The 22,290-nt window shown below is 72.3% G+C and carries 29 protein-coding genes and 1 tRNA gene; 22 read left to right on the forward strand and 8 right to left on the reverse strand.

What is annotated here, in order from left to right; translation table 11 throughout:
• Positions 1–348 precede the first annotated feature (348 nt).
• The 20 genes from BX266_RS14600 (at position 349) to BX266_RS14695 (ending at position 14,867) form a co-directional block, all read left to right on the forward strand.
• A complete protein-coding gene (locus tag BX266_RS14600; protein ID WP_099900002.1) occupies positions 349–591 on the forward strand; it encodes a hypothetical protein in 243 nt (80 codons plus the stop codon).
• Positions 591–956, forward strand: coding sequence for a WhiB family transcriptional regulator (locus BX266_RS40850; RefSeq protein WP_099907868.1), 366 nt, complete (start codon positions 591–593; stop codon positions 954–956). Before BX266_RS14600 ends, BX266_RS40850 begins: the two co-directional genes overlap by 1 nt.
• A complete protein-coding gene (locus BX266_RS14610; protein WP_099900004.1) occupies positions 956–1,198 on the forward strand; it encodes a hypothetical protein in 243 nt (80 codons plus the stop codon). Before BX266_RS40850 ends, BX266_RS14610 begins: the two co-directional genes overlap by 1 nt.
• A gap of 30 nt (positions 1,199–1,228) precedes the next feature.
• Positions 1,229–2,395, forward strand: coding sequence for a hypothetical protein (locus tag BX266_RS14615; protein WP_099900006.1), 1,167 nt, complete (start codon positions 1,229–1,231; stop codon positions 2,393–2,395).
• A 50-nt stretch (positions 2,396–2,445) separates the two neighbouring features.
• On the forward strand, positions 2,446–2,904 hold the full coding sequence (locus BX266_RS14620; protein WP_099900008.1) for a transcriptional regulator: 459 nt from the start codon (positions 2,446–2,448) through the stop codon (positions 2,902–2,904).
• Positions 2,905–2,921: 17 nt separating this feature from the next.
• On the forward strand, positions 2,922–3,182 hold the full coding sequence (locus BX266_RS14625; RefSeq protein ID WP_099900010.1) for a hypothetical protein: 261 nt from the start codon (positions 2,922–2,924) through the stop codon (positions 3,180–3,182).
• Between the two features lie 92 nt (positions 3,183–3,274).
• Entirely contained in the window at positions 3,275–5,596 is a 2,322-nt protein-coding gene (locus tag BX266_RS14630; protein WP_099900012.1) for an FtsK/SpoIIIE domain-containing protein, read from the forward strand.
• 257 nt (positions 5,597–5,853) lie between these two features.
• Positions 5,854–6,045, forward strand: a complete 192-nt coding sequence (locus BX266_RS14635) for a hypothetical protein (RefSeq protein ID WP_099900014.1) — start codon at positions 5,854–5,856, stop codon at positions 6,043–6,045.
• Positions 6,046–6,063: 18 nt separating this feature from the next.
• A complete protein-coding gene (locus BX266_RS14640) occupies positions 6,064–6,270 on the forward strand; it encodes a hypothetical protein (RefSeq protein WP_099900016.1) in 207 nt (68 codons plus the stop codon).
• Between the two features lie 39 nt (positions 6,271–6,309).
• The gene (locus tag BX266_RS14645; protein WP_099900018.1) at positions 6,310–6,852 is read left to right on the forward strand and encodes a hypothetical protein; all 543 of its coding nucleotides are present in this window, start codon (positions 6,310–6,312) and stop codon (positions 6,850–6,852) included.
• Between the two features lie 23 nt (positions 6,853–6,875).
• The gene (locus tag BX266_RS14650; RefSeq protein ID WP_099900020.1) at positions 6,876–7,067 is read left to right on the forward strand and encodes a hypothetical protein; all 192 of its coding nucleotides are present in this window, start codon (positions 6,876–6,878) and stop codon (positions 7,065–7,067) included.
• Between the two features lie 120 nt (positions 7,068–7,187).
• Entirely contained in the window at positions 7,188–7,679 is a 492-nt protein-coding gene (locus tag BX266_RS14655) for a single-stranded DNA-binding protein (protein WP_099900022.1), read from the forward strand.
• Positions 7,680–7,789: 110 nt separating this feature from the next.
• The gene (locus tag BX266_RS14660) at positions 7,790–8,389 is read left to right on the forward strand and encodes a hypothetical protein (protein WP_099900024.1); all 600 of its coding nucleotides are present in this window, start codon (positions 7,790–7,792) and stop codon (positions 8,387–8,389) included.
• A complete protein-coding gene (locus tag BX266_RS14665) occupies positions 8,386–9,966 on the forward strand; it encodes a DNA cytosine methyltransferase (protein ID WP_099900026.1) in 1,581 nt (526 codons plus the stop codon). Before BX266_RS14660 ends, BX266_RS14665 begins: the two co-directional genes overlap by 4 nt.
• A complete protein-coding gene (locus BX266_RS14670; protein ID WP_099907870.1) occupies positions 9,963–10,319 on the forward strand; it encodes a hypothetical protein in 357 nt (118 codons plus the stop codon). Before BX266_RS14665 ends, BX266_RS14670 begins: the two co-directional genes overlap by 4 nt.
• Before the next feature lie 16 nt (positions 10,320–10,335).
• Positions 10,336–11,034 carry a hypothetical protein gene (locus BX266_RS14675; protein WP_099900028.1) on the forward strand — a complete coding sequence of 233 codons (699 nt, stop codon included), beginning with the start codon at positions 10,336–10,338 and terminating at the stop codon, positions 11,032–11,034.
• An 88-nt stretch (positions 11,035–11,122) separates the two neighbouring features.
• Positions 11,123–12,010 (forward strand): bifunctional DNA primase/polymerase, encoded by an 888-nt coding sequence (locus BX266_RS14680; RefSeq protein WP_099900030.1) that lies wholly within the window; start codon positions 11,123–11,125, stop codon positions 12,008–12,010.
• On the forward strand, positions 12,007–13,110 hold the full coding sequence (locus tag BX266_RS14685; RefSeq protein ID WP_259464702.1) for an AAA family ATPase: 1,104 nt from the start codon (positions 12,007–12,009) through the stop codon (positions 13,108–13,110). The genes BX266_RS14680 and BX266_RS14685 overlap by 4 nt, the downstream gene beginning before the upstream one ends.
• Before the next feature lie 146 nt (positions 13,111–13,256).
• Positions 13,257–13,439, forward strand: coding sequence for an AlpA family transcriptional regulator (locus BX266_RS14690; RefSeq protein ID WP_099900034.1), 183 nt, complete (start codon positions 13,257–13,259; stop codon positions 13,437–13,439).
• A gap of 69 nt (positions 13,440–13,508) precedes the next feature.
• A complete protein-coding gene (locus BX266_RS14695; protein WP_099900036.1) occupies positions 13,509–14,867 on the forward strand; it encodes a tyrosine-type recombinase/integrase in 1,359 nt (452 codons plus the stop codon).
• Positions 14,868–15,049: 182 nt separating this feature from the next.
• On the opposite strand, the gene BX266_RS14700 is transcribed toward BX266_RS14695, so the two are convergent.
• Positions 15,050–15,130, reverse strand: a tRNA-Tyr gene (locus tag BX266_RS14700).
• 214 nt (positions 15,131–15,344) lie between these two features.
• Here BX266_RS14700 and BX266_RS14705 point away from each other — a divergent pair.
• Positions 15,345–15,833: a YajQ family cyclic di-GMP-binding protein gene (locus BX266_RS14705; RefSeq protein ID WP_099900038.1), complete on the forward strand. Its 489-nt coding sequence runs from the start codon at positions 15,345–15,347 to the stop codon at positions 15,831–15,833.
• Between the two features lie 62 nt (positions 15,834–15,895).
• Here the strand turns inward: BX266_RS14705 and BX266_RS38605 are convergent, their stop codons facing one another.
• Both BX266_RS38605 and BX266_RS14715 read right to left on the reverse strand, forming a co-directional pair.
• Positions 15,896–16,363, reverse strand: coding sequence for a hypothetical protein (locus BX266_RS38605; RefSeq protein WP_180290492.1), 468 nt, complete (start codon positions 16,361–16,363; stop codon positions 15,896–15,898).
• Between the two features lie 134 nt (positions 16,364–16,497).
• Positions 16,498–16,935: a hypothetical protein gene (locus BX266_RS14715; protein ID WP_099900042.1), complete on the reverse strand. Its 438-nt coding sequence runs from the start codon at positions 16,933–16,935 to the stop codon at positions 16,498–16,500.
• Positions 16,936–17,124: 189 nt separating this feature from the next.
• On the opposite strand from BX266_RS14715, the gene mug reads away from it, so the two are divergent.
• Positions 17,125–17,685 carry a G/U mismatch-specific DNA glycosylase gene (gene mug / locus BX266_RS14720; protein ID WP_099907872.1) on the forward strand — a complete coding sequence of 187 codons (561 nt, stop codon included), beginning with the start codon at positions 17,125–17,127 and terminating at the stop codon, positions 17,683–17,685.
• 4 nt (positions 17,686–17,689) lie between these two features.
• Here the strand turns inward: mug and BX266_RS14725 are convergent, their stop codons facing one another.
• The 5 genes from BX266_RS14725 to htpX form a co-directional block, all read right to left on the reverse strand.
• The gene (locus tag BX266_RS14725) at positions 17,690–18,460 is read right to left on the reverse strand and encodes a phosphotransferase enzyme family protein (RefSeq protein WP_099900044.1); all 771 of its coding nucleotides are present in this window, start codon (positions 18,458–18,460) and stop codon (positions 17,690–17,692) included.
• A gap of 72 nt (positions 18,461–18,532) precedes the next feature.
• Positions 18,533–18,934 carry a YccF domain-containing protein gene (locus BX266_RS14730; protein WP_099900046.1) on the reverse strand — a complete coding sequence of 134 codons (402 nt, stop codon included), beginning with the start codon at positions 18,932–18,934 and terminating at the stop codon, positions 18,533–18,535.
• Between the two features lie 95 nt (positions 18,935–19,029).
• Complete coding sequence (locus tag BX266_RS14735; protein WP_099900048.1) at positions 19,030–19,446, reverse strand: SHOCT domain-containing protein; 417 nt, start codon at positions 19,444–19,446, stop codon at positions 19,030–19,032.
• A 115-nt stretch (positions 19,447–19,561) separates the two neighbouring features.
• Positions 19,562–21,268 carry a cytochrome c oxidase subunit I gene (ctaD, locus tag BX266_RS14740; RefSeq protein WP_099907874.1) on the reverse strand — a complete coding sequence of 569 codons (1,707 nt, stop codon included), beginning with the start codon at positions 21,266–21,268 and terminating at the stop codon, positions 19,562–19,564.
• 136 nt (positions 21,269–21,404) lie between these two features.
• On the reverse strand, positions 21,405–22,262 hold the full coding sequence (gene htpX / locus BX266_RS14745) for a zinc metalloprotease HtpX (RefSeq protein WP_099900050.1): 858 nt from the start codon (positions 22,260–22,262) through the stop codon (positions 21,405–21,407).
• Positions 22,263–22,290 lie beyond the last annotated feature (28 nt).

Here is a 22,290-nt window from a genome sequence, read left to right on the forward strand (position 1 = left end):
GAGGAACTATGCCACAGCTCTGTCTGTGCTCGGTTCCGACCTCTGTGCGCCCGGAGGGCTGGGGTGAAAGCCGCCTGAAGGAAGCGCGCGCTACTTGAGAACTGAATAGGTCCCGCCGAGAGCCCCACGAAAGGAGGTGATGGGGGCGAGGCGGAGGCAGACACCGGACGGGCCGAGCGGGCCCCTGCGGGGGTGAGGGTGCAAGTCCCTTCCCGTCCACGCACAGCCAGCGGAGCGCCCGATGCGTCCGCTGCTGGCAGCCACCAGGCCCGTAACGGGCTGTCGCGCACACCTTGGCCGGAAGCGCGACAGCCCACGGGCCTTCTCGACTCTGGAAGAGGACGACCCGTGAAACTGATTGTTGCAGGCCAGGAGGCGGCTTCGGCTTCCGAGTTCGCCGAGTTGGCCTTCGGTATTGACGTGGAGCTGTTCACCGGCGCCGACGACGAGACGGCTGCCGACACGGTGGTGCGCTTGGACGTCGCTCGGGACGTGCTGCGCGACCTCGCCCCCGAGCCCGCCCGCTACGCCAGTGCGCTGATGCGCACTGCGGAGCGGAACCGGGCGCTGGTGTGGAAGGCGGCCGCGTGATGACCAGGATCGTTCGCCGCGGCCTTCGCGGCACCGCCCGCCCGCACCTGAGCGCCAACCCGATCGCCTCCCCCGCCGCGCTCGTCCCGTCCCCGGACGGAGACCTGCACGGCGCCGCGTGCCAGGGCATGAACCCCGACCTGTTCTACGCCGCCCACGACCCGGACGAGAGCGAACTCGACCCGCAGTGGGTGGAGTTCGCGACCCGGCGGGCGAAGGCGGTGTGCGCCGGCTGCCCCGTGAGGGAGATGTGCCTGGCGCTCGCGCTGCGCCGCAGCGAGCCGCACGGCGTCTTCGGTGGGCTGACCGCCGAGGAGCGCCGCCAGCTCAAGCGCCGCACCGGACGCAAGGCGGTGGCGGCGTGATGACCGCTCCCGCCAAGCGCCTCGCCCTTTCGCTGCTGCTCCTCGCGGTGGCGTTCCCCACTGCCGCCCGCCTCCTGCTCGGCGCGCTGGCCGCCGTCACCGCGGTGGCGCTGGCCCACCCGAGCACGGCGTTCGGCCTCGCCGGGGGGCTGCTGCTCGCCACCGCCCTGCCGGGCCTGCGCCGCCGGGCCTCTCGCCGCCTGCGCACGGTGCGCCGCCTGGTGCGCCTCGCGGCGTCCTGAACGACTTCGACACCTCCCGAGGGGGACTGAATGAGCGTCACCGAACTGCGGCCCACCGGCCGCACCCGCCCGGCGCCGAAGTCGGGCGCGAAGGAAGCCGCCGAGGCCGAGGCCCTGCGCGCGAAGACCGCGGCCGGCGCGGCTGCGGCGGACATCGCCAACCAGCTCAAGGCCGCGAAGGCCGCCGCCGACATCGCCAAGGGCCAGGCCGAGGCCGACCGGATCCGCCAGGAGGCCGCCGACGCCCAGCGCGAAGCGGCCCGCCTGCGGGCCGAGACGCAGGCCGCCCGCGAAAAGGCGGAGCGCTCCGCCGCCCAGTGGCGGAGCTGGGCCCGCGCCATCGCGGTGATCTGCGTGGTCGTGTCGCTGCCGCTCCAGATGATGGCGTTCTGGTCGCCCAACGCGCCGTTCCTGCTGGCCGCGCCGCTGGTCCTGGAAGGCCTGGCGTGGGCTCTGTTGAAGGGCGCGGAGGCCGCGATCGACGACCACCGCCCGTCCTGGCACTACCGGGCCCTGGCGGGGTCGGTCGCGCTGTTCGCCGCGACGGTCAACTACCTGCACGGCTCGACTGCGTTCGGCCTCGGCACCGGCCTGGGCGGGGCGTTCTGTTCGCTGGCCGGGCCGATGGTGTGGGACCTGCACGAGCACGGCCGCATCCGCAAGCGCGACGGGAAGGTGAGCCGCCGTCAGCGCCGCGCCGAGGCCAAGCGCGCGGCGGCCGAGGCAGCGGAGAAGCTTGCCGCCGAGCAGCGGTCGGAGGGTGAGCGGGAGGCGCTGGCCGCGGCCCGCGCGGTGCAGTGGCCGCAGGTGTGGGAGCGCACCGTCGCCCTCGCCGCCGCGGTCGGCGAGCTGTACCCGAGCGAGGCCACGTGGAAGCGCGCCTGGGACGACACCCAGGGCGCGACGCTCGGCGACACCGCGGACTCCATCGCCGCGAAGGTGGCCGCCAAGGCGGCCGTGCGGACCGCCTCGAACGACCGGACGAACCAGGTCGAAAAGGTCGAAAAGGTGCAGGTCGAATCCCAGATGACCCGCCCCGCGAAGACCCCCGCCGCCAAGCGCCCCGACGGCCGCCGCAACAACGGCGGAACCCCGCCCGTGCGCCGCGCCGGCGACACCCTCGCCTACTCCCCGGCCGCCCGCCGCGCCATGTCGCTCGCCGCCCGCACCCGCCCCGCCCGGGCCGCCGCGAGCTGACGCACACCCAACCCGCCGCCACCGTCACGAGATTGAAGGAGCACACCGCCATGCCCGTCACCGTGAACGCCCGCGCCGCCCGTTTCGCCGCCGCCTATGCCCTGCTCCGTGCCGCTGCCGACGTCGCCGACCACTGGGTGCAGAGCGACCACCAGGCCCGCACCAAGGGCCAGCACGACCACAACGACGGCCAGTCCAGCACGGCCGGCCGCGCCGCGTGCGCCGCCCACGTCGCCACCTACACCGCCACCCAGGCCGCCGCCCTCCTCGCCGGATCCCGACTGCTCGGCCTGCGCCTGCGCCCCGGGCCGGTCGCCGCCGGCCTGGCCCTGTCGGCGGTCACGCACTACATCGCCGACCGGCGCGAACCGCTGCGCCGCCTGGCCGACGCCACCGGCGGCAGCGCGTTCTACCGCCTCGCCGACCACGGCATGAACGGCGCGTACGCCCTCGACCAGGCGTTCCACCACGCCTTCGAAACGGCCGCCGCCCTCATCGTCTCCGCCTGACCAGGGAGCAACCCAGCATGTCCGAGATGGTTCACACCGACCCGGCGACCGGCCTGCCCACCGGCACGGTCGCAGCGTTCCTCACTCTCGCTGCCGCCCTGGTCGCCCTCTACCCGACCGGCGGCACCACCGAGCACGGCCACCCCGAGTTCCGGTGGCTCTGCCTCGGCTGCGGTGACCGCGGCTACTACGCCGAGCAGCGAGGCACTGCCCGCAACCGGGCGAACTCCCACGCCGCCGAGTGCCGTGCCATCCCCTGGCCCTCGGCCAGCGCGTGACTCACCTGTCCGGGGCGGCCGTTCTTGCTTGCCGGCGCGACGGCCGCCCCGGAGTCCCTCAACCCACCTGAACAGCGAGGAAGGACCCCTCAGTGAACCACGACGAACACGCCCCGACCGGGGACAACGACCCGGAACCGACCGAACAGGACACCGCCGAGGACGCCGCGGTTCTGCCCTTCCCCGACCGCTTCACCAAGCCCACCCCCACCCCCGAGACCGACTCCGTCTACCTGCCCGACCAGGCGTCCGCGCCGGAGCCGGTGGCCGAGGTGCCGCCGGTGGTGGCGGCGAGCCTGCGCGAGGACGTGGCCGGGGACAGGCCGTTGATGCCGCAGTGGATCCGTACGAAGGACGGGCGGCGCACGATGGCCCGCGCCCGCTCCACCCAGGCCCGCCGGGCCGCGCGCAGGTGGCTGGCCCGCCAGCGCACCCACCGCGGCCACCCCGCGCAGGCGTGGCGCGGGATACGGCGCTCCGCGCAGTGGACGGCCGGGTTCGAGGGCGCGCACGTGCAGGCCGCTGGCCACCAAGCGCACATCGCCACCCGCGAGGCCCGCGACCTCGCCCGCCGCGCCCGCTTCACCCTCCTCCCCGGGGACCGGGCCCTCGCCCAGAAGCAGTCCGAGGCCGCCCTCGCGGTCGCGGTCGCGGCGGTCGCGGCGCACAAGAAGGCCAAGTCCAACCGGCGCCGGATCCGGTTCCTGCGCGCCCTGGTCGCCTTCGGCATCCCCGCCGCGGTCGTGCTCGCCGCCTACGTCGCCCTCGGCGCGGCCGGCCTGTGGCTCGGCCTGGGCGCGGTGCTCGCCGTCGAGGCGTTCCTCGGCCGCCGCCCGGACCGGGAGACGGTGTGGGGCGCCGACACGCGGGCCCTGTCGGACGGCGACCCGCTGACCGAGTCGATGCTGGATCGGGCGTTCAAGGCCGCGAAGGTCATCGGCGACTCCCAGCAGCTGACGATGGTCACGCCGTGCGCGATCGACCCGGCCGTGCCGAACGCCTGGCACGCGGTGGTCGACCTCCCCGACGTGACCGTGAAGAAGGCCGCGAAGGCGGCCGACGAGATCGCCGCCGCGATGGGTATCGACCGTACCAACCTCGACATCCGCCAAGTCGGCTCCAACGGACGGCGGATGGCGATCTGGGCCTGCGGCCAGGACCCGTTCCTCGCCACCCGCCGAAACCCCCTGGTCGCCTCGAACGCCAAGCAGGTGAACACCTGGCGCGACGGATTCCCCCTCGCCTTCGACAAGCGCGGCAACATCCTGCGGCCCACTCTGTCGGACTACTCGTTCGGGTTCTTCGGAGCCACCCGCTCCGGCAAGGGCATGGGCCTGGCCAACCTGCTGGCCGCCGCGATGCTCGACCCCCGGGTGCGGATCCGGCTGTTCGACGGCAAGGGCGCCGGCGAGTACGTCCCCCACGCCCGCGCGCTGGCGACCTACGTGCGCCGCAACCCCAAGCGGCTGGCGCAGTTCCTGCGACTGATGGTCGGCGAGATGAACCGCCGCACCGAGATTCTGGTCGAAGCGGGGCTGTCGAAGGCGAACGAGAAGCTGATCGACAAGCTCGGCGGCATCGAGCTGGTCGTCATCGACGAACTCGCCACCTACACCGCCAAGAACGGCCCGTCGGGCAAGTACGCGGAGGAGATCACCGAACTCCTCGCCCAGATCGCCGCCGTCGGCGCCGCGGTCGGCATCGTCCTCGCGCTGGCCACGCAGTACCCGGAGGCGGAGATCGTCACTCCGCGCCTGCGCGGCAACGTCGCCGCCCGTATGGCCATGCGCGTCGAATCCCCCGGTGCCTCCAACGTCGCACTCGGAGACGGCATGGTCGGCCAGGGCTACGACGCCTCCAAGATCCCGATCGACAAGACTGCGCGTGGCCGGGCCTGGCTGACCACCCCCGACACCGGCGTGATCGAGGTCCGCTCCCTGTTCATCGACGAGAACGCCGGGGAGATCCTCCCGCTGATCGAGCGCGGCATCGACCTGCGCACCGAAGCCGGGTGCCTGCCCGACCACTACGACGACCCGATCGAGGCCGCCATGGCCCGCACCACTGGGGTCTCCGCCGCCGCCGGCGGACCCGACGGCCTCGGCTCCGTCATCCACCGCACCGTCCTCGACCACCTGCTCGCCGCCGCCGAGCAGGCCAGGACGGGGCAACTCACCAACGCCGAAGCCCTCGCCCACCTCGCCGGAGTCGACCCCGCCCGCTACGCCCGCCAGGACCACGAGACCGAGAACGCGTGGCTGTCGCGCACCGGCAAGACCCTGCGCACCGACCTCGCCGACCTCGGCGCTGACGTCCCCCTGGTCCGCCTCACCGTCGCCGACGGCACTCGCCCCAACGGCTACACCCTCCAGGCCCTCAAGGACGCGTTCACCGCCCTCGACAACGCCGCCTGACGCCCCGTTTGCCCCGTTTCACCGGCCTGACCGACCCCTGACGACCCGGGAAACACGCAGGTCACAGCCCTGCGGTCCATGTCGGCCGCCCTGACGCGCCCTGACGCCGGAAGTCCTCCGGCGGCGGGCCCGTCAGGGGCCCGGCCCGATCCGTCACCCCGCTGACCTGCGGCAATCCGCGCCAGGCAGGGGCCCGTCAGGCCGCCCGAAACGGGCAATCCACCCCAAAGTTGCCCCCTGGAAGGAGAGTTCCCTCCGTGGTCTTCAGCATCTCCGCCGTTGCGCTGTTCGGCATCGTCCTCGCCCTGATGCTCCGCTTCCGCGCCGTCACCGCCGGCGGCGCGATCGTCGCCGCGCTGTTCGGCTTCTTCGTCGCCTCCACCGGCATCGCGCCGGTCGTGAACAGCACCATCACCGATCTTCTGCACGCCCTGCCCGGCCTCCACTGACCACGCAAGGAGCCCGCCGTGCCCACCGCCCGCGCCGCCGCCGAACCCGCCCCCGAACAGGACGTCCTGCTCGACGTCTTCACCCGCTCCCACCTCACCGTCGCCCACACCGCCAGCACCGCCCACCCCGGCCAGTGGTGGCACCTGTGGACCGCGGACGGCCGCTACCTCGGCTCCGCCAACCGCCCCGAACTCCTCGGCCACCTCATCCACCTCACCCGCTGACCCGCACCCGCACCGCCGCCGCGAACGGAGGAACCACCCATGCACGGCAACACCCGCACCCTCGCCCGACTCGCCCTGCCCGAACTCGCGTTCGTCGCCGACGGCACCGAACTCGTCCGCGAGATCGAGCGCTACCTCGCCGCCCAGCCCCACGCCGCACGGATCGCCGTCCCGACCGTCAGCACGCTCGGGCAGGCCCCGATCACCTGGGACCTCGGCATGACCCGGCCCCAACCCACCCTCGCCGACCGGCTGCTGCGCCGCCCCGCCGCGCCCTTGCCGATCGACACCGCCACCCACCTGCGACTCCTGTCCCGCTACCTGACCGTCCACGGCTGGTGCCAGGGCGCGCTGTGGGACGAGACCGGCCGCCGCTGCATCCTCGGAGCCCAACTCGCGGTCCTGCAAGCCGGATACGGCACCGCGGACACCGTGATGCGCGCCCGCCGCCACCTGATGGAGCACTTCGTCGCCCAGGACCCCGCCGTCCGGTCCGTCGACCAGTGGAACGACCACCCCGGTCGCACCGCCGCCCAGGTCCACCGCGCCCTCGACATCACCGCCGCCCGCGCCCGCAACTGACCACTTCTGCAGAGGAGTTGAACATGCCCCTGTTCAAGAAGGGCGACACCGTCCGCATCGCCCGCGACAAGTACGCCGAGAACGGCTCCCGCGACTTCACCGGCCAGGTCGGCCAGGTCTGCACCACCGGCCCCGAAGGCACGACCGTCGCCGGCCTCGACGCCGGGAGCGACCAGTCCTACTGGTTCGAGAACTCCGAGATCGAACGCGCCTGACCGCCCTGTGCCGACCGCCGTTCCGTCCAACACCCGCTCCGAAGGCGGTTGTTGGGCGGTGCGGGGGACGGACAGACCCGCTCCCGAAACACCCTGACCGAGCCCTGTTGGAGGCCCGCAGTGTCCGTGGGAGAGACCCCGATCACCGTCGTCGGCAACCTGACCGACGACCCCGAACTGCGCTTCACCCCCGCCGGCGTCGCCCTCGCTAAGTTCACCATCGCCTCGACCCCGCGCACCTACGACAAGACCACCGGCCAGTGGAAGGACGGCACCGCCCTGTTCCTGCGCGCCACCGCCTGGCGCGAGATCGCCGAACACGCCGCCGACAGCCTGACGAAGGGCATGCGCGTCGTCGCCACCGGCCGACTCGTCCAGCACAACTGGCAGACCGACCAGGGCGAGAACCGCTCCATGCTCGGCCTCGACCTCGACGACATCGGCCCCTCGCTGCGCTTCGCCACCGCCAAGGTCACCCGCGCCCAGCGGACCAACACCCCCGCCCAGGCCGACCCGTGGGCCACCGCCGCGCCCGCCAGTGCTGGCACCGCGGCGCCGTCGGGCGGGTTCGGCGGAAGCCCGGCCGGATTCAGCGAGGAACCGCCCTTCTAGGCCCAGCCCCAACAGCGCAAAAGGGCCCCGCAGCAGCCGAACAAGCCGGCAAGCACGCGGCTGCTGCGGGGCCCTTCCCGACCCGCTCTCACGAGATCAGGAAGACCAGCATGCCCGAGTTCACCACCCGCACGCTCGCCCTCATCGACGACATCGACGACAAGGAGCGCGCCTCCGACGGCCGCTCCCGCTACGGCTCCTACCTCGCCCTCAACGCCCGCCACCTGCACGACGACGGCGAACCCCTCTCCCCGGCCGCCTTCGCCGCCGCCGCGTGGCGCATCGCCACCAGCCCCGTCATGGCCCCCGGCTACGTCCGCATCCGCCCCGACCTCGCCTCCTTCGCCGCCCAGGCGGCCGAGTACGACCCGGACGTGCTGCTGCTGCGCCTGACCGTGCCGCTGCGCCACCAGGCCCTCGCCCACCGGCCCACCGGACGGCCCGCCGACTGGAGCACCTACCGCTCGGCGTGGACCGACGAGCAGTTCGCCGCCCGAGTCGAGCCGGAGCACTTCGACCGGACCGCGCTGCTGCTCACCGCGGAGCTGATCCGGCCCGTCCCGGACGAGCTGCTGTTCGACCCGAGCACCGCCCGGCCCGGCCCGCGGATGACCCACGAGGCCAAGCAGGTCGTCCACTCCCTCGCCGAGTACGCCAACACCCACGTCGGCCCCGCCGTCGCGAGCCTCCTGGCCGGGGGTGCCCGGTGACGCTGACCTACATCGACTTCTTCTGCGGCGCGGGCGGAAGCAGCGCCGGCGCGGAGCGGGTGCCCGGGGTGAAGGCCGCACTCGCCGCGAACCACTGGGACAAGGCCATCGCCTCGCACTCGGCGAACTTCCCCGACGCCGACCACTTCCTCGGCGACCTGCACGACGCCGACGTCGCCAAGTTCCCCGCCGCGGACCTGTTCTGGGCCTCCCCGGAGTGCCCGAAATGGTCGACCGCGCGCGGGGTGAAGCGGGACTTCGACAAGCAGCCCGACCTGTTCGGCGAGACCCTCCCGGACGCCGCGACCGACCGCTCGCGCGCGCTGATGTGGGACGTCCCCCGCTACCTGGAGGCGATGGCCGCCCGCGGCAAGCCGGTCCTGGCCGGCGTGGTGGAGAACGTCATCGACGTCCGCGCCTGGGACCTGTGGACCCGCTGGGTGCAGGACATCCGCGACCTCGGCTACGCGACCCGGCTGATCGCCCTCAACTCCATGCACGCCCGACCCGCCGTCACCCCCGTCGCGCCGCAGTCCCGCGACCGCCTCTACCTCGCCTACTGGCTGCGCGAGTTGGGACGCACCCCGGACTGGGACAAATGGCTGCGCCCGCGCGCCTGGTGCACCGGCTGCCAGGAGTGGGTGCGGGCAGTGCAGGCGTTCAAGCGGCCCGGCGCGGACATGGGCCGCTACCGCCAGCAGTACGCCTACCGCTGCCCCCACGTGACCTGCCGCAACCAGGTCGTGGAACCCCCGGTGGTCCCCGCGGCGAGCATCATCGACTGGTCCCTGCCCGGCCAGCGCGTCGGCGGCCGCACCAAGCCCCTCGCCGACAAGACCCTCGCCCGCATCGAAGCCGGCCTTCGCCGCTACGCCGGCGCGGACGGCACCCCGCCGTTCCTGGTGCCGCTGCGCTCCGGCCGCAACCGCTCCCTGCTCGCCGGCCGTGACCCGCTGGCCACCGTCGTCGCCGACGGCGGCAACCACGGCCTCACCACCGCCGCCACCGCGCCCGGGGCACTGCTGGTGCCGACCGAGGGCCGCGACGGCAAGAGCGCCACCGCCGCCATCGAGCCGCTGCGCACCCAGACCGCCCGCAACGAGACCGGTCTCGCGTGGCTGCCGTTCATCGCCGAACTGCGCGGCGGCTCCTCCGACGCCCGCCCCGTCCTCGACGCCCTCGCCACCGTCACCGCCTCCGGCAACCACCACGGCCTCGCCCTCCCCGCCGCCGCTCCCGTCGACTGGTCGGCGCTGCTCACCCCGTACTACGGCAAAGGCACCGCCCGCCCCGTCGCCGAGCCCGTCGGCACGATGACCACCCGCGACTGCTACGCCCTCGCCACCGGCCGCAACTCGGGTGTGGTGGAAGTGGACGACGTGCTGTTCCGGATGCTGGAGCCGCACGAGATCGGCGCGGCCATGACCTTCCTGCCCGATTACGTGGTCGTCGGCAACAAGCGCGAGAAGGTCCGCCAGTTCGGCAACGCCGTCACCAGCAACGTCGCCGAAGTCCTGGTCTCCGCCCTGGTCGAAGCCGTCACCGGCCAGGAACTCGCCACCGGATGGGCCGCATGAGCGCCCCGACCGCGCCCCCGCCGCTCGGCGACACCGGCCTGTGGCAGGCCGTCATGACCGCCGCTGACGACCGCTGCCAGTGCTCCGGCGCCTGCGGGAAGTCCCACGCCAAGGACGGCGACCGGTGCCCCCGCGAGGACGGCTCCCACCGCACCCACGGCGGCGGCCGGGTCCGCCTCCTCGCCGCACCCGCCGACCCCGCCGACCTGGCCCTGCCCGACCACCGGGCCGCCGCCCTGCCCCCGGCCCGCCTCGCCGCCTGGTGCCCGACCTGCCACCACGCCGCCCGCACCGCCGCCCGCAAGAGCGCCGCGGCCGCGCAGCCGCCCGCCGAACCCGCCGCCCTGTTCTGACCCGGAGGAGAGACCTGTGTCCGTCACCCTGCCCGACCTGCCCGGAATCATCCGCCGCCTCGCCCCGCACATCAGCACCGACGACACCCTGCCCAGCATCAACGGCATCTACCTCGAAGCCACCGGCACCCACCTGTTCGCCTGCGCCACCGACCGCTACACCTTCGCCCTCACCCGCCACGAAACCGCCGAAGACACCGCCTCCGCCCCGTGGCGCGCCCTCATCGCCAAGTCCGACCTCACCGCCCTCAAGGCCCTGTTCACCGGCCGCCGCCACCGCACCGAACACACCCTCACCTACGAGCAGGCGTGGCCCGGTGCCGAGGCATGGCTGTCCGTCAGCGACGGTGACCGCGCCCTTCAGCTGTCCGCCCACGCCGAGGAAGCCTCCCGCTTCCCCAACTGGCGGCCCCTGTTCGCCGACGCCCTCGCCGCCGAACCCCGCCTCACCCAGGAAGCCCACTACAGCGCCGACTTCCTCGCCCGCTGGCACCACGCCCCCGCCAAACGCCACGAACCCCTCACCCTCTGGTCCGCCGGACCGGACAAGCCCCTCCTCATCGCCGCCGGCCACGACTTCCTCGGCCTCCAGATGCCCATCCGCCACGACTCCTCCGCCGTCGACCACCGCGACCGCACCCACCTGCGCACCGCATGGACCGACGCCCTCACCACCAACCCGGGCAGCAACGGCCGGGTGCTGAAGGCCGCCTGACCCCGCCCCGGGCGGGCCCGTGACCCGACCACGGGCCCGCCCGGTCGGCTCCCCCTCCCCTGCCCGCACCGACCGGAGGAGTCCTCCCATGCCCGCAAACCTCCTGCTGGACGCCGCGCTCACCGCCGCCGCACGCGGCTGGTACGTCTTCCCGCTCATCCCCCGGGGCAAGATCCCCGCCGTCAAGGAGTGGGAGCAGCGCGCCACCCTCGACCCGGACCGCATCCGCCGCTGCTGGACCTCCGGCCCGTACAACATCGGCATCGCGTGCGGCCCCTCCCGCCTGCTCGTCGTCGACCAGGACACCCCCAAAGGCCCGGACGACCTCCCCCAGGCCGCCTGGGACCTGCCCGGCGTCGTCGACGGCCACGACGTCTTCGCCCTGGTCTGCGAGCGCCACGGCCAGCCGCTCCCGGATGCCACCCACACCGTCCGCTCCCCCAGCGGCAGCACCCACCTTTACCTCGCCCAGCCCGACGGCATCGAGCTGCGCAACACCAGCGGCGAACGCGGACGCGGCCTCGGCTGGAAGGTCGACACCCGGGGCGGCGGCGGCCTGGTCGTCGCCGCCGGCAGCATCGTCGCCAAGGGCACCTACACGACCGTCCTGGACGCCCCTGTGGCCCCGCTGCCCGCCTGGCTCGCCGAACGGCTCGCCCCGGCCCCGCAGGCCCCGCAGCAGCCCGTCACGGCCCTTCTGCGGGCCACCGACCGGCGCACCGCCTACCTGCGCGCCGCCGTCGACGGCCAGATCGCCGCCGTCACAGGCGCGCCCGACCACCACAACGACGCCCTCTACGCCTCCGCCGTCGCCCTCGGACAGCTCGTCGCCGGCGGCGAACTGACCGAGAGCCAGGTCACCGGATGGCTGATGGACGCCGCCGCGCAGGTCAACCACGCCCCCGCCCGCGCCGCCCGCACCATCGCCTCCGGCCTCAAGGCCGGAGCCCGGCGTCCCCGTTCGGTCGCCGCGTGACCCGCCCCGCCGACCCCACCCCGACCCCGGGCCCGCACCTGCGCGTCGTCGGGGCCGACGACGACGCGCCCTGGCCCGACGACCCCGGCCCCGACACCGACCCGTGGTCCACCGCCGCCCCGGCCCCGCCAAAGGCCTCCCTCGCGGCCCCTCAGGGCCCGGCCAGGCCCCGCGCGGTGTGGAACGCGGCCGACCTCATGGCCACCGACTTCCCCGAACCCCGCTGGGCCGTGCCCGGGTTCTTCGCCGAAGGCGTCAGCCTGCTCGCAGGACCGCCCAAGGTCGGCAAGTCCTGGCTCTCCCTCGGCCTCGGCCTCGACGTCGCCGCCGGCCGCCCCGCCTTCGGCTCCGTCCCCGTCGAAGCCGGACCCGTGCTCTACCTCGCCCTGGAAGACACCCCGCGCCGCCTCAAGACCCGCATGGGCAAACTCCTCAACGGACGCCCCGCACCCCGGGACCTCACCATCGCCACCGAATTCCCTGCGCTGCCGCAGGGCGGCGCCGACGCCCTAGACAACTGGCTCACCCGCAACCCCGACGCCCGACTCGTCGTCATCGACGTCTTCGCCAAAGTCCGCGGCACCTCACCGCCCGGCGTCGCCGCCTACGACGCCGACTACGCCGCCATCGGCTACGCCAAGCAGGTCGCCGACCGGCACTCTGTGGCCACGATCCTGGTCCATCACGTCCGCAAAATGGGCTCCGACGACTTCCTAGCCGAGGTCTCCGGCACCAACGGTCTCGCCGGAGCCGCCGACGCCACACTCGTCCTCAAACGCTCCCGCGGCAAAGCCGACGGCGTCCTGCACATCACCGGCCGCGACGTCGACGAAGCCGAACACGCCCTCGACTTCCAGCCCGAGACCGGCCACTGGATCCTCCTCGAAGGCCCCGCCGGCGACCACACCATCGGCGACACCCGATCAGCCGTCCTGTCCCACGTCCGCCATCACCCCGGTGCGCGCCCCAAGGACATCGCCGACGCCACGGGCCTCGATCTCGACCTCACCCGCCGCACCTGCTCCCGCATGGCCAAGGACGGACAGCTCCACCGCGACGCCACCGGTGCCTACACCGAGCCCGACAGGCCGGACAGCTGAACCGCACCCCAAACTGTCCGGCCTGTCCGGCTGTCCGGGCTTGCCGCCTGACCTGCACAAACAGGCCGGACAGCACCCCGGACACCCACTGCCTGCCTGTCCGGCCCGGACAGGCAGCCCGACCACCTCTGACGAAGGAGTGCCCGTTGCCCAAGCCCAAGTTCCTGAAGCTGGCCGAGGTTCTGGAGGAGATCGACATGTCGCGGTCCGCCTTCTACAGAATGCGGGCCCGCGGCGAAGCCCCCGAGCTGAAGAAGCTCCCGAACGGCCACCTGCGCGTCAGCCGCGCAGACCTCGACGCCTGGTGGGACCAGCAGACCGCCGCCTGATTTCCCTTCAGTTCCCCTCGACTCGGCAGCCTTCGGATCGAGACGCTCCTCCCCCGCAGAAGGTCTGTGATGCCCAAACCGACGTTCAAGGCCCGTGTGTGGGCCATCCGCGAGACCGCTTCCGGCACGTTCGAGCTGCGATGGAAGGTCGGCAACGAGCCGTTCTCCCGCACGTTCAAGACCAAGACTCAGGCCGACGGGCGCCGCTCACAGCTCGTCACGGCAATCAATGACGGTGTGCCGTTCGACGAGATCACGGGTGCGCCGATGCCCGAGGTCCGGGCCAAAGCAGACGTGAGCTGGTACCTCCACGCGAGGGACTTCGCCGAGATGAAGTGGACGGACGCACCGGCGAAGACGCGGGCCACGATCGCCGACATGCTGGCGACCGCCACCCCTGTTCTGGTCTCGACCCGCGTCGGCATGCCGACTGCCGCCGACCTGCGCTCCGCCCTCTACAGCTGGGCGTTCAACGTCAACCGCTGGACCGAGGAACCGCCGGCGAGGGTGCAGAAGATCCTGACCTGGGTCGAGCGGCAGTCCATGGCGATGAGCGAACTCGACGACCCGCTGGTCATGCGGAAGGTGCTGACCGCATTCGCCCGCAACCTCGACGGCTCGAAGTCGTCGCCGCACACGGTCAAGCGCAAGCGCGCGATCTTTAACAACGCGCTTGGCTACGCGGTCGAGGCCCGGCGCCTTCCGGGCAATCCGCTCAGTCAGGTGCAGTGGACGGCACCCAAGACCACCGAGGCAGTAGACCCCGCTGTCGTGGCGAACCCGCGCCAGGTGCGCATGCTCCTGGCCGCTGTCGCTCGTCAGGGCAAGCGCGGCGAACACCTGAAGGCGTTCTTCGGGTGCCTCTACCACGCGGGCATGCGGCCGGCCGAGGTCGTATGGCTGCGGCAGTCGAACTGCCAGCTACCGGCGAGCGGCTTCGGCCTGCTCACGCTCTCAGGCACCCGCCCGCGGGTGGGCAGCTCATGGACCGACAACGGCAAGCCGCACGACGAGCGCGGGTTGAAGTGGCGAGCGGAGAGCGAGACACGCCCGATCCCGATCCCGCCGGAGCTGGTGGAGATGCTCCGCGAGCACATCAACGCCCACGGCGTCGCACCGGACGGCCGCCTGTTCCGCACCAACCGAGGCGGTTTGGTGCAGGAGAGCGGGTACGGGGTGGTCTGGCAACGGGCCCGGCGAGAAGCCTTCGCCCCGGAACAGGTGGAGTCGCCGCTGGCCACTCGGCCGTACGACCTCCGTCACGCGGGGATCTCGCTGTGGCTGAACTCAGGTGTCGATCCGGCCGAGTGCGCCCGCCGGGCGGGCCACAGCATCGCCGTCCTGCTGCGCGTGTACGCGAAGTGCCTGGACGGGGCGATCGAGGCAGCGAACCGCCGGATCGCGGACGCGCTCAACGAGTGGAATTGATCATCGAGAGGCTCTGAGCCTTCCCACGCATTTCCCACACGCGCTGGTCAGACCCGCCACACAGGCGGGACAGAGTGGGATGAACCACTCTTTTCGACCCTCGCCGCCAAGATCACTCAATGCATCAAAAAGAAGGGCCCCGACCGGCGTTTCCGCTGGTCGGGGCCCTTCTTACTATCCGGTGGCTGGTGCAGGGTTCGAACCTGCGTAGCTTGCGCGACAGATTTACAGTCTGCTCCCTTTGGCCGCTCGGGCAACCAGCCAGGGATGGTGTCTCGTGGGGTGGTGCCCCGTTCGACGTCGTAAACGATACCTGATGTTGGGGGGTGGTCTGCCACCTGGTTGTGTCACGTCGTGATCAAGGTCGGCGCGCTGAGCTTGCGGGCGGTGGTGCGGGGGGCTGGATAGGCTGGGGCGTCGCCCGCCGGTGGCGGGTGGCGCGACCGTGCAGCCAGTAGTTCAAGGAGACCAACACCCATGGCCGACTCCAGTTTCGACATCGTCTCGAAGGTCGAGTGGCAGGAGGTCGACAACGCGATCAACCAGACCTCCCGCGAGATCGCGACCCGCTTCGACTTCAAGAACGTGGGCGCCGAGATCAAGCGGTCCGGCGAGAAGATCGAGATGAAGGCCAACGGCGAGGAGCGGGTCCGGGCGATCCTGGACGTGCTGCAGACCAAGTTCGTGAAGCGCGGGCTGTCGCTGAAGGCGCTGGACGCTGCGGAGCCGCAGCTGTCCGGCAAGGAGTACAAGATCTTCGCGGACATCAAGGAAGGCATCACCACCGACGACGCCAAGAAGGTCGCGAAGATCATCCGCGACGAGGGCCCGAAGGGCGTCAAGGCGCAGGTGCAGGGCGACGAACTGCGGGTCAGCTCGAAGTCGCGTGACGATCTGCAGACGGTGCAGGCCCTGCTGAAGGGCAAGGACCTGGAGTTCGCGATCCAGTTCGTCAACTACCGCTGAGTCGGGGCGGCAGCGCACGGGAGGGCACACCGGGAACGGTGTGCCCTCCCGGCGTTCCGGGGTCAGGGGACGCTGGGCGGGGTGGGCAGGGTGGTGGTGGGCGGCGCGGCGGGGAGGGAGCCGAGCAGGCCGGTGAGGGTGCTGGTGAGCTGGTCGACCAGGTGCTGGAGGGCGCCGGTGTCGGGGGTGCCGCCGGCGCCGAGCAGGCCGGTGAGGGTGTTGAGCAGGCCGCCGACGACGCCGAGCAGGCCGCCGGTGTCGGGGAGGGTCGGGAGGGTGGGGAGCGTCGGGGGTGTCGGCGCGGCGGGGGCGTCGACGGCCGCGGGGGCCGAGGGCGCGGCGGCGGTCGGGAGGCCCGGGATCGCGATCGGCAGCGGCGGCAGGGCGACGGGGCGGGTGAGGGCGCCGGCGGGGCGGGCGCGGAAGGCGTCGGCGGGGTCGGCAGCGGACGCGGGGGCGGCGGTCGCCAGGGTGACCGTGCTGAGGGTGAGGGCTGCGGTCAGCACGACGGCCGGCCAGTGGGCACGCATGGTAAAGCTGGTCCTTTCGGGGGGAGTTCAGGCTGTTCGCCTGCATCCACACGTTGCGTCACCCGAAAGTGCGGGGCCACCGCTCGTACGCCGAACGGTGCGCCGCCCGGTGCCTGCCGGAGCCCGACGCGGGGTCAGTTACCGGCCGGGGTGGAGCGGAGCGCGGCGACGGCCCGGGTGAGGTCCGGGAGGGTGGCGTCGGTGGCGCCCAGGGCGCGGAGCAGGCGGTCGAGCGGGGCGCCGTCGGCGGGGGTGAGCGGGCCGAGGGTGGTGCGGCCGTCGTACCAGAGCGCGGCGCGGCGGCCGGCGGGGTGTTCGGCGTCGAGTTCGGCGTAGCCGATCGGGGCGGCCTTGGACCAGGCGGCGATCCGCAGGGCGAACCCGGAGGGGAACCGCTTGAAACCGAAGTCCGGTGCGGTGGACGGGTGTTGGAGCGCGTCGTGGAGTTCGTCGGTCATCGGCACCAGGGCGAGCCCGTGCGGCAGTCCGGTCGCGCGGGCGAGCGGGACCTCCGCCGCCACCACGGCGATCAGTTCTTCGGTGGCGATCAGGGCGTTCAGTTCGTATGACACCGCCCCATTCTCCGCCCGGGAAGTCATCCGGTCTGGAAAACAATCGAACTGACTATCCATCCACGCTGCGGACACTCGCTGATACACCCCCCGAGCTGCGGTGACGCCACCCGGGCGGGCGGGTTCCGACACTGGTTCGTGGGCGCTCGGCGGTCCCCGTGCGCCGGTCGGTACGGCAGAGTGGGCGGGGTGACCCGTACTCCGCCGCAGCGCCCCACCGCCGAACAACTCGCCGCCGCCCAGGACACCGTCATTCCGGACGTGGCCGGGCCGAATCTGCGGGTGCTGTTCTGCGGGATCAATCCCGGTCTGTGGTCGGGCGCGACCGGACGGCACTTCGCCCGGCCGGGCAACCGGTTCTGGCCGGCCCTGCACCGCTCCGGGTTCACCCCGCGGCAGCTGGGGCCGGCGGAGCAGCAGGAGCTGCTGGCGCTCGGCCTGGGCATCACCAACGTGGTGGGCCGGACCACGGCGAAGGCCGCCGAGCTGACCGCCGAGGAGTACCGGGAGGGCGGGCAGGCGCTGGTGGAGCGGGTGCTGCGGCTGCGGCCGCGAGCCCTGGCGGTGCTCGGGATCGGGGCGTACCGGGCGGCGTTCGGGCGGCCGAAGGCCACGGTCGGCCGGCAGCCGGAGCCGATCGGCGACACCGAGGTGTGGCTGCTGCCGAACCCGAGCGGGCTGAACGCGCACTACACGCTGGACGGGATCGCCGACGAGTTCCGGGCGCTGCGCACCCATCTGGAGGAGTAGTCCGTCAGTCGGCCAGCAGCCGGGCCTCGAAGACGGCGCGGTCACGGAGCACGTACCCGGCGTCGGCGAGGTACATCAGGTGGTGCCCGTCGGCCAGGTGGGAGGCGAACGCGGCGCTGCCCGCCGCGGCCTCGGCCCGCATGTGGGCCACCAGGGCGTGCAGCCGCTCGGCGATCGCGTCCACCAGGCCGGCCCGGCCCGCCCGGTCCAGGCCGTAGGCGTCGCAGAACTCGCGGACCCGGACGGCCTGTTCGGCCGGGGTGCCGAAGCCGTCGGCGTTGCCCGGCGCGCTGGTGGGGGCCCAGCGGTAGGCCGCGTACGCGACGTCGTGCAGGCGGGGGCCGGGGTGCGCGGTGTCGAAGTCGATGACGCCGACCACCCGTTCGCCGTCCAGCACGCAGTTGTGCGGGGCGTAGTCGCCGTGGCAGATCACCTCGACGGGCTCCGCGGCGGGCAGCATCCAGCCCTCGGCCGCGTAGCCGGCGGTGGCGTCGTGGTAGGCCCGCAGCTGGCGGGCGGCGGTGAGCAGCGCGGTGCGGGACGCGGCGGCCGGGGTCGGCGGGTAGTCCGGGACCTCGCCGGGCAGGAAGTCGAGGATCTCCCGCCCGTCCGCGGTGCGGCCGTGGAAGGCGGGCGCCGCGGTGAACCCGGCCGCCCGCAGGTGGGCGAGCAGCCCGTGCACCGCGGGCGACCACGGCCCGGTGGGGCGCAGCACCCGGTTGCCGACCCGCTCGACCTGGTTGACCCCGCCGGCCAGCAGTTCCCGGTCCGCCATGCCCCGCTCCTCGCCCTCGGCCGTTCCCGACCGAACGGTTCTACCTCCGGGCGGGGACGGTGCGCGAGCGGATTACCGGCTGCCGAAGCCGTCGTCGGTGGAGATGATGTCGCGGCCCAGCGGGGTGAGCGAGATCGGCACCATCTTGAGGTTCGCCCAGCCGAACGGGATCCCGATGATCGACAGGAACAGCGGGATGCTGGTGACGATGTGCGCGATGGCCAGCCACCAGCCGGCGAACACCAGCCAGATCACGTTGCCGACGCAGGACGGCGCGCCCGCGTCGGCCCTGACCACGGTGGTGCGGCCGAACGGCCAGAGCATGAAGCCCGCGAGGCGGAAGGACGCGATGCCGAACGGGATCGTGATGATCAGGACGAAGCAGATGATCCCGGCGATCGCGTAGCCGATCGCCATCCACAGACCGCAGAACAACAGCCAGATGACGTTGAGCAGGAAGTTGATCAGCTTCATGCCTTCCAGGCTCGCACACCGGAGCCCGGACGGCCCGGGGCCCGCGCCGGAGACGTGCTCCGGCGCGGGCCCCGGGCCGCTGCGCTGATCGGGCGTCAGGCGAGCAGCTTGTCCTTGGCGCGTCGGTACTCCTCGTCGGAGAGCGCGCCGCTGGTCTTCAGCTCGGCCAGCCTGGCCAGGTCGTCCACGTGGCCGCCCGAGGCGGCGGTGGCGCCCCCTCCGCCTCCGGTTCCGGCGGCCTTGCGGATGTAGTCCTGGAACGCGGCGTCGGCCTGTTTGGCCTGGGCGACGTCCCGCTGGGTCATCGAGCTGCCGCGGGCGATCAGGTAGACCAGGACGCCCAGGAAGGGCAGCAGGATCACGAAGATCGTCCAGCCGGCCTTGCCCCAGCCGCCCATGTCGTCGCTGCGGAAGATGTCCGTGATGATCTTGAACAGCAGGAAGAACCAGAGGATCCAGAGGAACAGCTCCAGCATCGTCCAGAAGATGTTGAGCAGCGGATAGTTGTCCATGACGCTCCGATCCCGCGCGCGGTCAGACCGAACGACCCCGCGCCAGAAGGACACAGGGACGAATCGATTCGTACCACCGCGAAACGGGCACCGCATCCGGAGGTCAGGGCAGATTTCAGTGCGGGTCGTTCTGCAGCCGGTCGAACTCGGCGACGTCCGGGTGGTGCAGGTCGAAGGCCGGGCACTCGGAGCGGATCCGCGGCAGGGTGACGAAGTTGTGCCGGGGCGGCGGGCAGGAGGTCGCCCACTCCAGCGAGCGGCCGTAGCCCCACGGGTCGTCGACCTCGACCTTCTGCCCGTACTTGGCGGTCTTCCAGACGTTGTAGAGGAACGGCAGGGTGGACAGGCCGAGCAGGAACGAGCCGATGGTGGAGACGGTGTTCAGCGTGGTGAAGCCGTCCGAGGCCAGGTAGTCGGCGTACCGCCGGGGCATGCCCTCGGCGCCCAGCCAGTGCTGCACCAGGAAGGTGGTGTGGAAGCCGACGAACAGCGTCCAGAAGTGGATCCGGCCGAGCCGCTCGTCGAGCAGCTTCCCGGTCATCTTCGGCCACCAGAAGTAGAAGCCCGCGAACATCGCGAACACCACGGTGCCGAACACCACGTAGTGGAAGTGCGCGACCACGAAGTACGAGTCGGAGACGTGGAAGTCGATCGGCGGGGCCGCCAGCAGGACGCCGGTCAGGCCGCCGAACAGGAAGGTCACCAGGAAGCCCACCGACCAGAGCATCGGGGTCTCGAAGGAGAGCGAGCCCCGCCACATGGTGCCGATCCAGTTGAAGTACTTCACGCCCGTGGGGACGGCGATCAGGAAGGTCATGAAGGAGAAGAACGGCAGCAGCACCTGGCCGGTCACGAACATGTGGTGCGCCCAGACCGTGACGGACAGGCCGGCGATGGCGATGGTCGCGCCGATCAGGCCGGAGTAGCCGAACACCGGCTTGCGGCTGAAGACCGGCAGGATCTCGGTGATGATGCCGAAGAACGGCAGCGCGATGATGTACACCTCGGGGTGGCCGAAGAACCAGAACAGGTGCTGCCAGAGCAGCGCCCCGCCGTTCGCCGGGTCGAAGACGTGCGCGCCGAACTTGCGGTCCGCCTCCAGGCAGAGCAGCGCGCCGGCCAGTACCGGGAAGGCCAGCAGCACCAGCACGCCGGTCAGCAGCACGTTCCAGGTGAAGATCGACATCCGGAACATCGTCATGCCGGGCGCCCGCAGGCAGATGATCGTGGTGATGAAGTTGACCGAGCCGAGGATGGTGCCGAAGCCGGAGAAGGCCAGGCCCATGATCCACAGGTCGGCGCCGATACCCGGCGAGTGCACCGCGTCGTTCAGCGGCGCGTAGGCGAACCAGCCGAAGTCGGCCGCGCCCTGCGGGGTGCAGAAACCGGCGACCGCGATCAGCGAGCCGAACAGGTACAGCCAGTACGCGAAGGCGTTCAGCCGGGGGAAGGCGACGTCGGGGGCGCCGATGTGCAGCGGCATGAACCAGTTCGCGAAACCCGCGAACAGCGGGGTGGCGAACATCAGCAGCATGATCGTGCCGTGCATGGTGAACGCCTGGTTGAACTGCTCGTTGGAGACCAACTGCGTGCCCGGGCGGGCCAGTTCGGCGCGCATCACCAACGCGAGCACGCCGCCGACCAGGAAGAACGCGAACGAGGTGACCAGGTACAGGGTGCCGATCTGCTTGTGGTCCGTGGTGGTCAGCCACGTCACCAGCACCCGGCCCCGGCGCGGGCGGGAGGCCCGGCCGAAGCGGCGGCGCGGCGCCGGTGGGGCGGGTGGGCCGGTCACGCCCAGTTCGGCATCGCTCGGCAGCATCGTCACCGCACCGCACCTCCGGCCTCGGGTCTGGCAGTGCGTCCAGCACTACCAGCGCCGCCGGGGCGGGTCGGGGACGCTCGCCGGGCGGTAGCCCGAAGGAGTCAGCGGGCCCGGCGGCGGGCCCGGTGCCGGGTCAGCGCCCGGCCATCCGCTCCAGGCGGGCAATCCGCTCGCTCATCGGCGGGTGGGTGGAGAACAGCTTGGCGCCGCGCTCGCCCGGGCGGAACGGGTTGGCGATCATCATGTGGCTGGCGGTCTGCAACTGCGGCTCCGGCGGCAGCGGCAGGCGCTGGGTGCCGGCGTCCAGCTTGCGCAGGGCGCTCGCCAGGGCCAGCGGGTCGCCGGTGATCCTGGCCCCGTCGGCGTCCGCCTGGTACTCGCGGGAGCGGCTGACGGCCAGTTGGATCAGGCCCGCGGCGACCGGGCCGAGGATCATGATCAGCAGCAGGCCGAGCAGGCCCGGGCCGTCGTCGTCGTCCGAGCGCCCGAACGGGATCAGCCAGGCGAAGTTGACCAGGAACATCACCACCGACGCGAGCGCGCCGGCCACCGAGGAGATCAGGATGTCCCGGTTGTAGACGTGGCTGAGCTCGTGGCCGAGCACGCCGCGCAGCTCCCGCTCGTCCAGCAGCTGCAGGATGCCGTCGGTGCAGCAGACCGCGGCGTGGCGCGGGTTGCGGCCGGTGGCGAAGGCGTTCGGGGCGGGCGTCGGCGAGATGTACAGCCGGGGCATCGGCTGGCGGGCCTCGGTGGAGAGCTCGCGGACGATCCGGTACAGCTGCGGGGCCTCGATCTCGCTGACCGGGCGGGCCCGCATCGCGCGCAGCGCCAACTTGTCGCTGTTCCAGTACGCGTAGGCGTTGGTGCCGACCGCGATCAGCAGCGCCACCAGCAGGCCGGTGCGGCCGAAGAAACTGCCGATCACCAGGATCAGCGCGGACAGACCGCCCAGCAGGACGGCCGTCCGCAATCCGTTGTGGTGGCGGTGCACTGCGGGCCCTCCTGTGGTGCCGGTGGAA

The organism is Streptomyces sp. TLI_171 (genome assembly GCF_003610255.1).
Classification (GTDB): Bacteria; Actinomycetota; Actinomycetes; order Streptomycetales; family Streptomycetaceae; genus Kitasatospora.

Excerpts from the sequence above, each read along its gene's own strand:
- BX266_RS40850 (WP_099907868.1), top strand. The coding sequence starts at position 591 with ATGACCAGGATCGTTCGCCGCGGCCTTCGCGGCACCGCCCGCCCGCAC.
- BX266_RS14610 (WP_099900004.1), top strand. The coding sequence starts at position 956 with ATGACCGCTCCCGCCAAGCGCCTCGCCCTTTCGCTGCTGCTCCTCGCG.
- BX266_RS14615 (WP_099900006.1), top strand. The coding sequence starts at position 1,229 with ATGAGCGTCACCGAACTGCGGCCCACCGGCCGCACCCGCCCGGCGCCG.
- BX266_RS14620 (WP_099900008.1), top strand. The coding sequence starts at position 2,446 with ATGCCCGTCACCGTGAACGCCCGCGCCGCCCGTTTCGCCGCCGCCTAT.
- BX266_RS14625 (WP_099900010.1), top strand. The coding sequence starts at position 2,922 with ATGTCCGAGATGGTTCACACCGACCCGGCGACCGGCCTGCCCACCGGC.
- BX266_RS14645 (WP_099900018.1), top strand. The coding sequence starts at position 6,310 with ATGCACGGCAACACCCGCACCCTCGCCCGACTCGCCCTGCCCGAACTC.
- BX266_RS14650 (WP_099900020.1), top strand. The coding sequence starts at position 6,876 with ATGCCCCTGTTCAAGAAGGGCGACACCGTCCGCATCGCCCGCGACAAG.
- BX266_RS14660 (WP_099900024.1), top strand. The coding sequence starts at position 7,790 with ATGCCCGAGTTCACCACCCGCACGCTCGCCCTCATCGACGACATCGAC.
- BX266_RS14670 (WP_099907870.1), top strand. The coding sequence starts at position 9,963 with ATGAGCGCCCCGACCGCGCCCCCGCCGCTCGGCGACACCGGCCTGTGG.
- BX266_RS14680 (WP_099900030.1), top strand. The coding sequence starts at position 11,123 with ATGCCCGCAAACCTCCTGCTGGACGCCGCGCTCACCGCCGCCGCACGC.
- BX266_RS14695 (WP_099900036.1), top strand. The coding sequence starts at position 13,509 with ATGCCCAAACCGACGTTCAAGGCCCGTGTGTGGGCCATCCGCGAGACC.
- BX266_RS14705 (WP_099900038.1), top strand. The coding sequence starts at position 15,345 with ATGGCCGACTCCAGTTTCGACATCGTCTCGAAGGTCGAGTGGCAGGAG.
- BX266_RS38605 (WP_180290492.1), bottom strand. The coding sequence starts at position 16,363 with ATGCGTGCCCACTGGCCGGCCGTCGTGCTGACCGCAGCCCTCACCCTC.
- BX266_RS14725 (WP_099900044.1), bottom strand. The coding sequence starts at position 18,460 with ATGGCGGACCGGGAACTGCTGGCCGGCGGGGTCAACCAGGTCGAGCGG.
- BX266_RS14730 (WP_099900046.1), bottom strand. The coding sequence starts at position 18,934 with ATGAAGCTGATCAACTTCCTGCTCAACGTCATCTGGCTGTTGTTCTGC.
- BX266_RS14735 (WP_099900048.1), bottom strand. The coding sequence starts at position 19,446 with ATGGACAACTATCCGCTGCTCAACATCTTCTGGACGATGCTGGAGCTG.
- ctaD (WP_099907874.1), bottom strand. The coding sequence starts at position 21,268 with ATGCTGCCGAGCGATGCCGAACTGGGCGTGACCGGCCCACCCGCCCCA.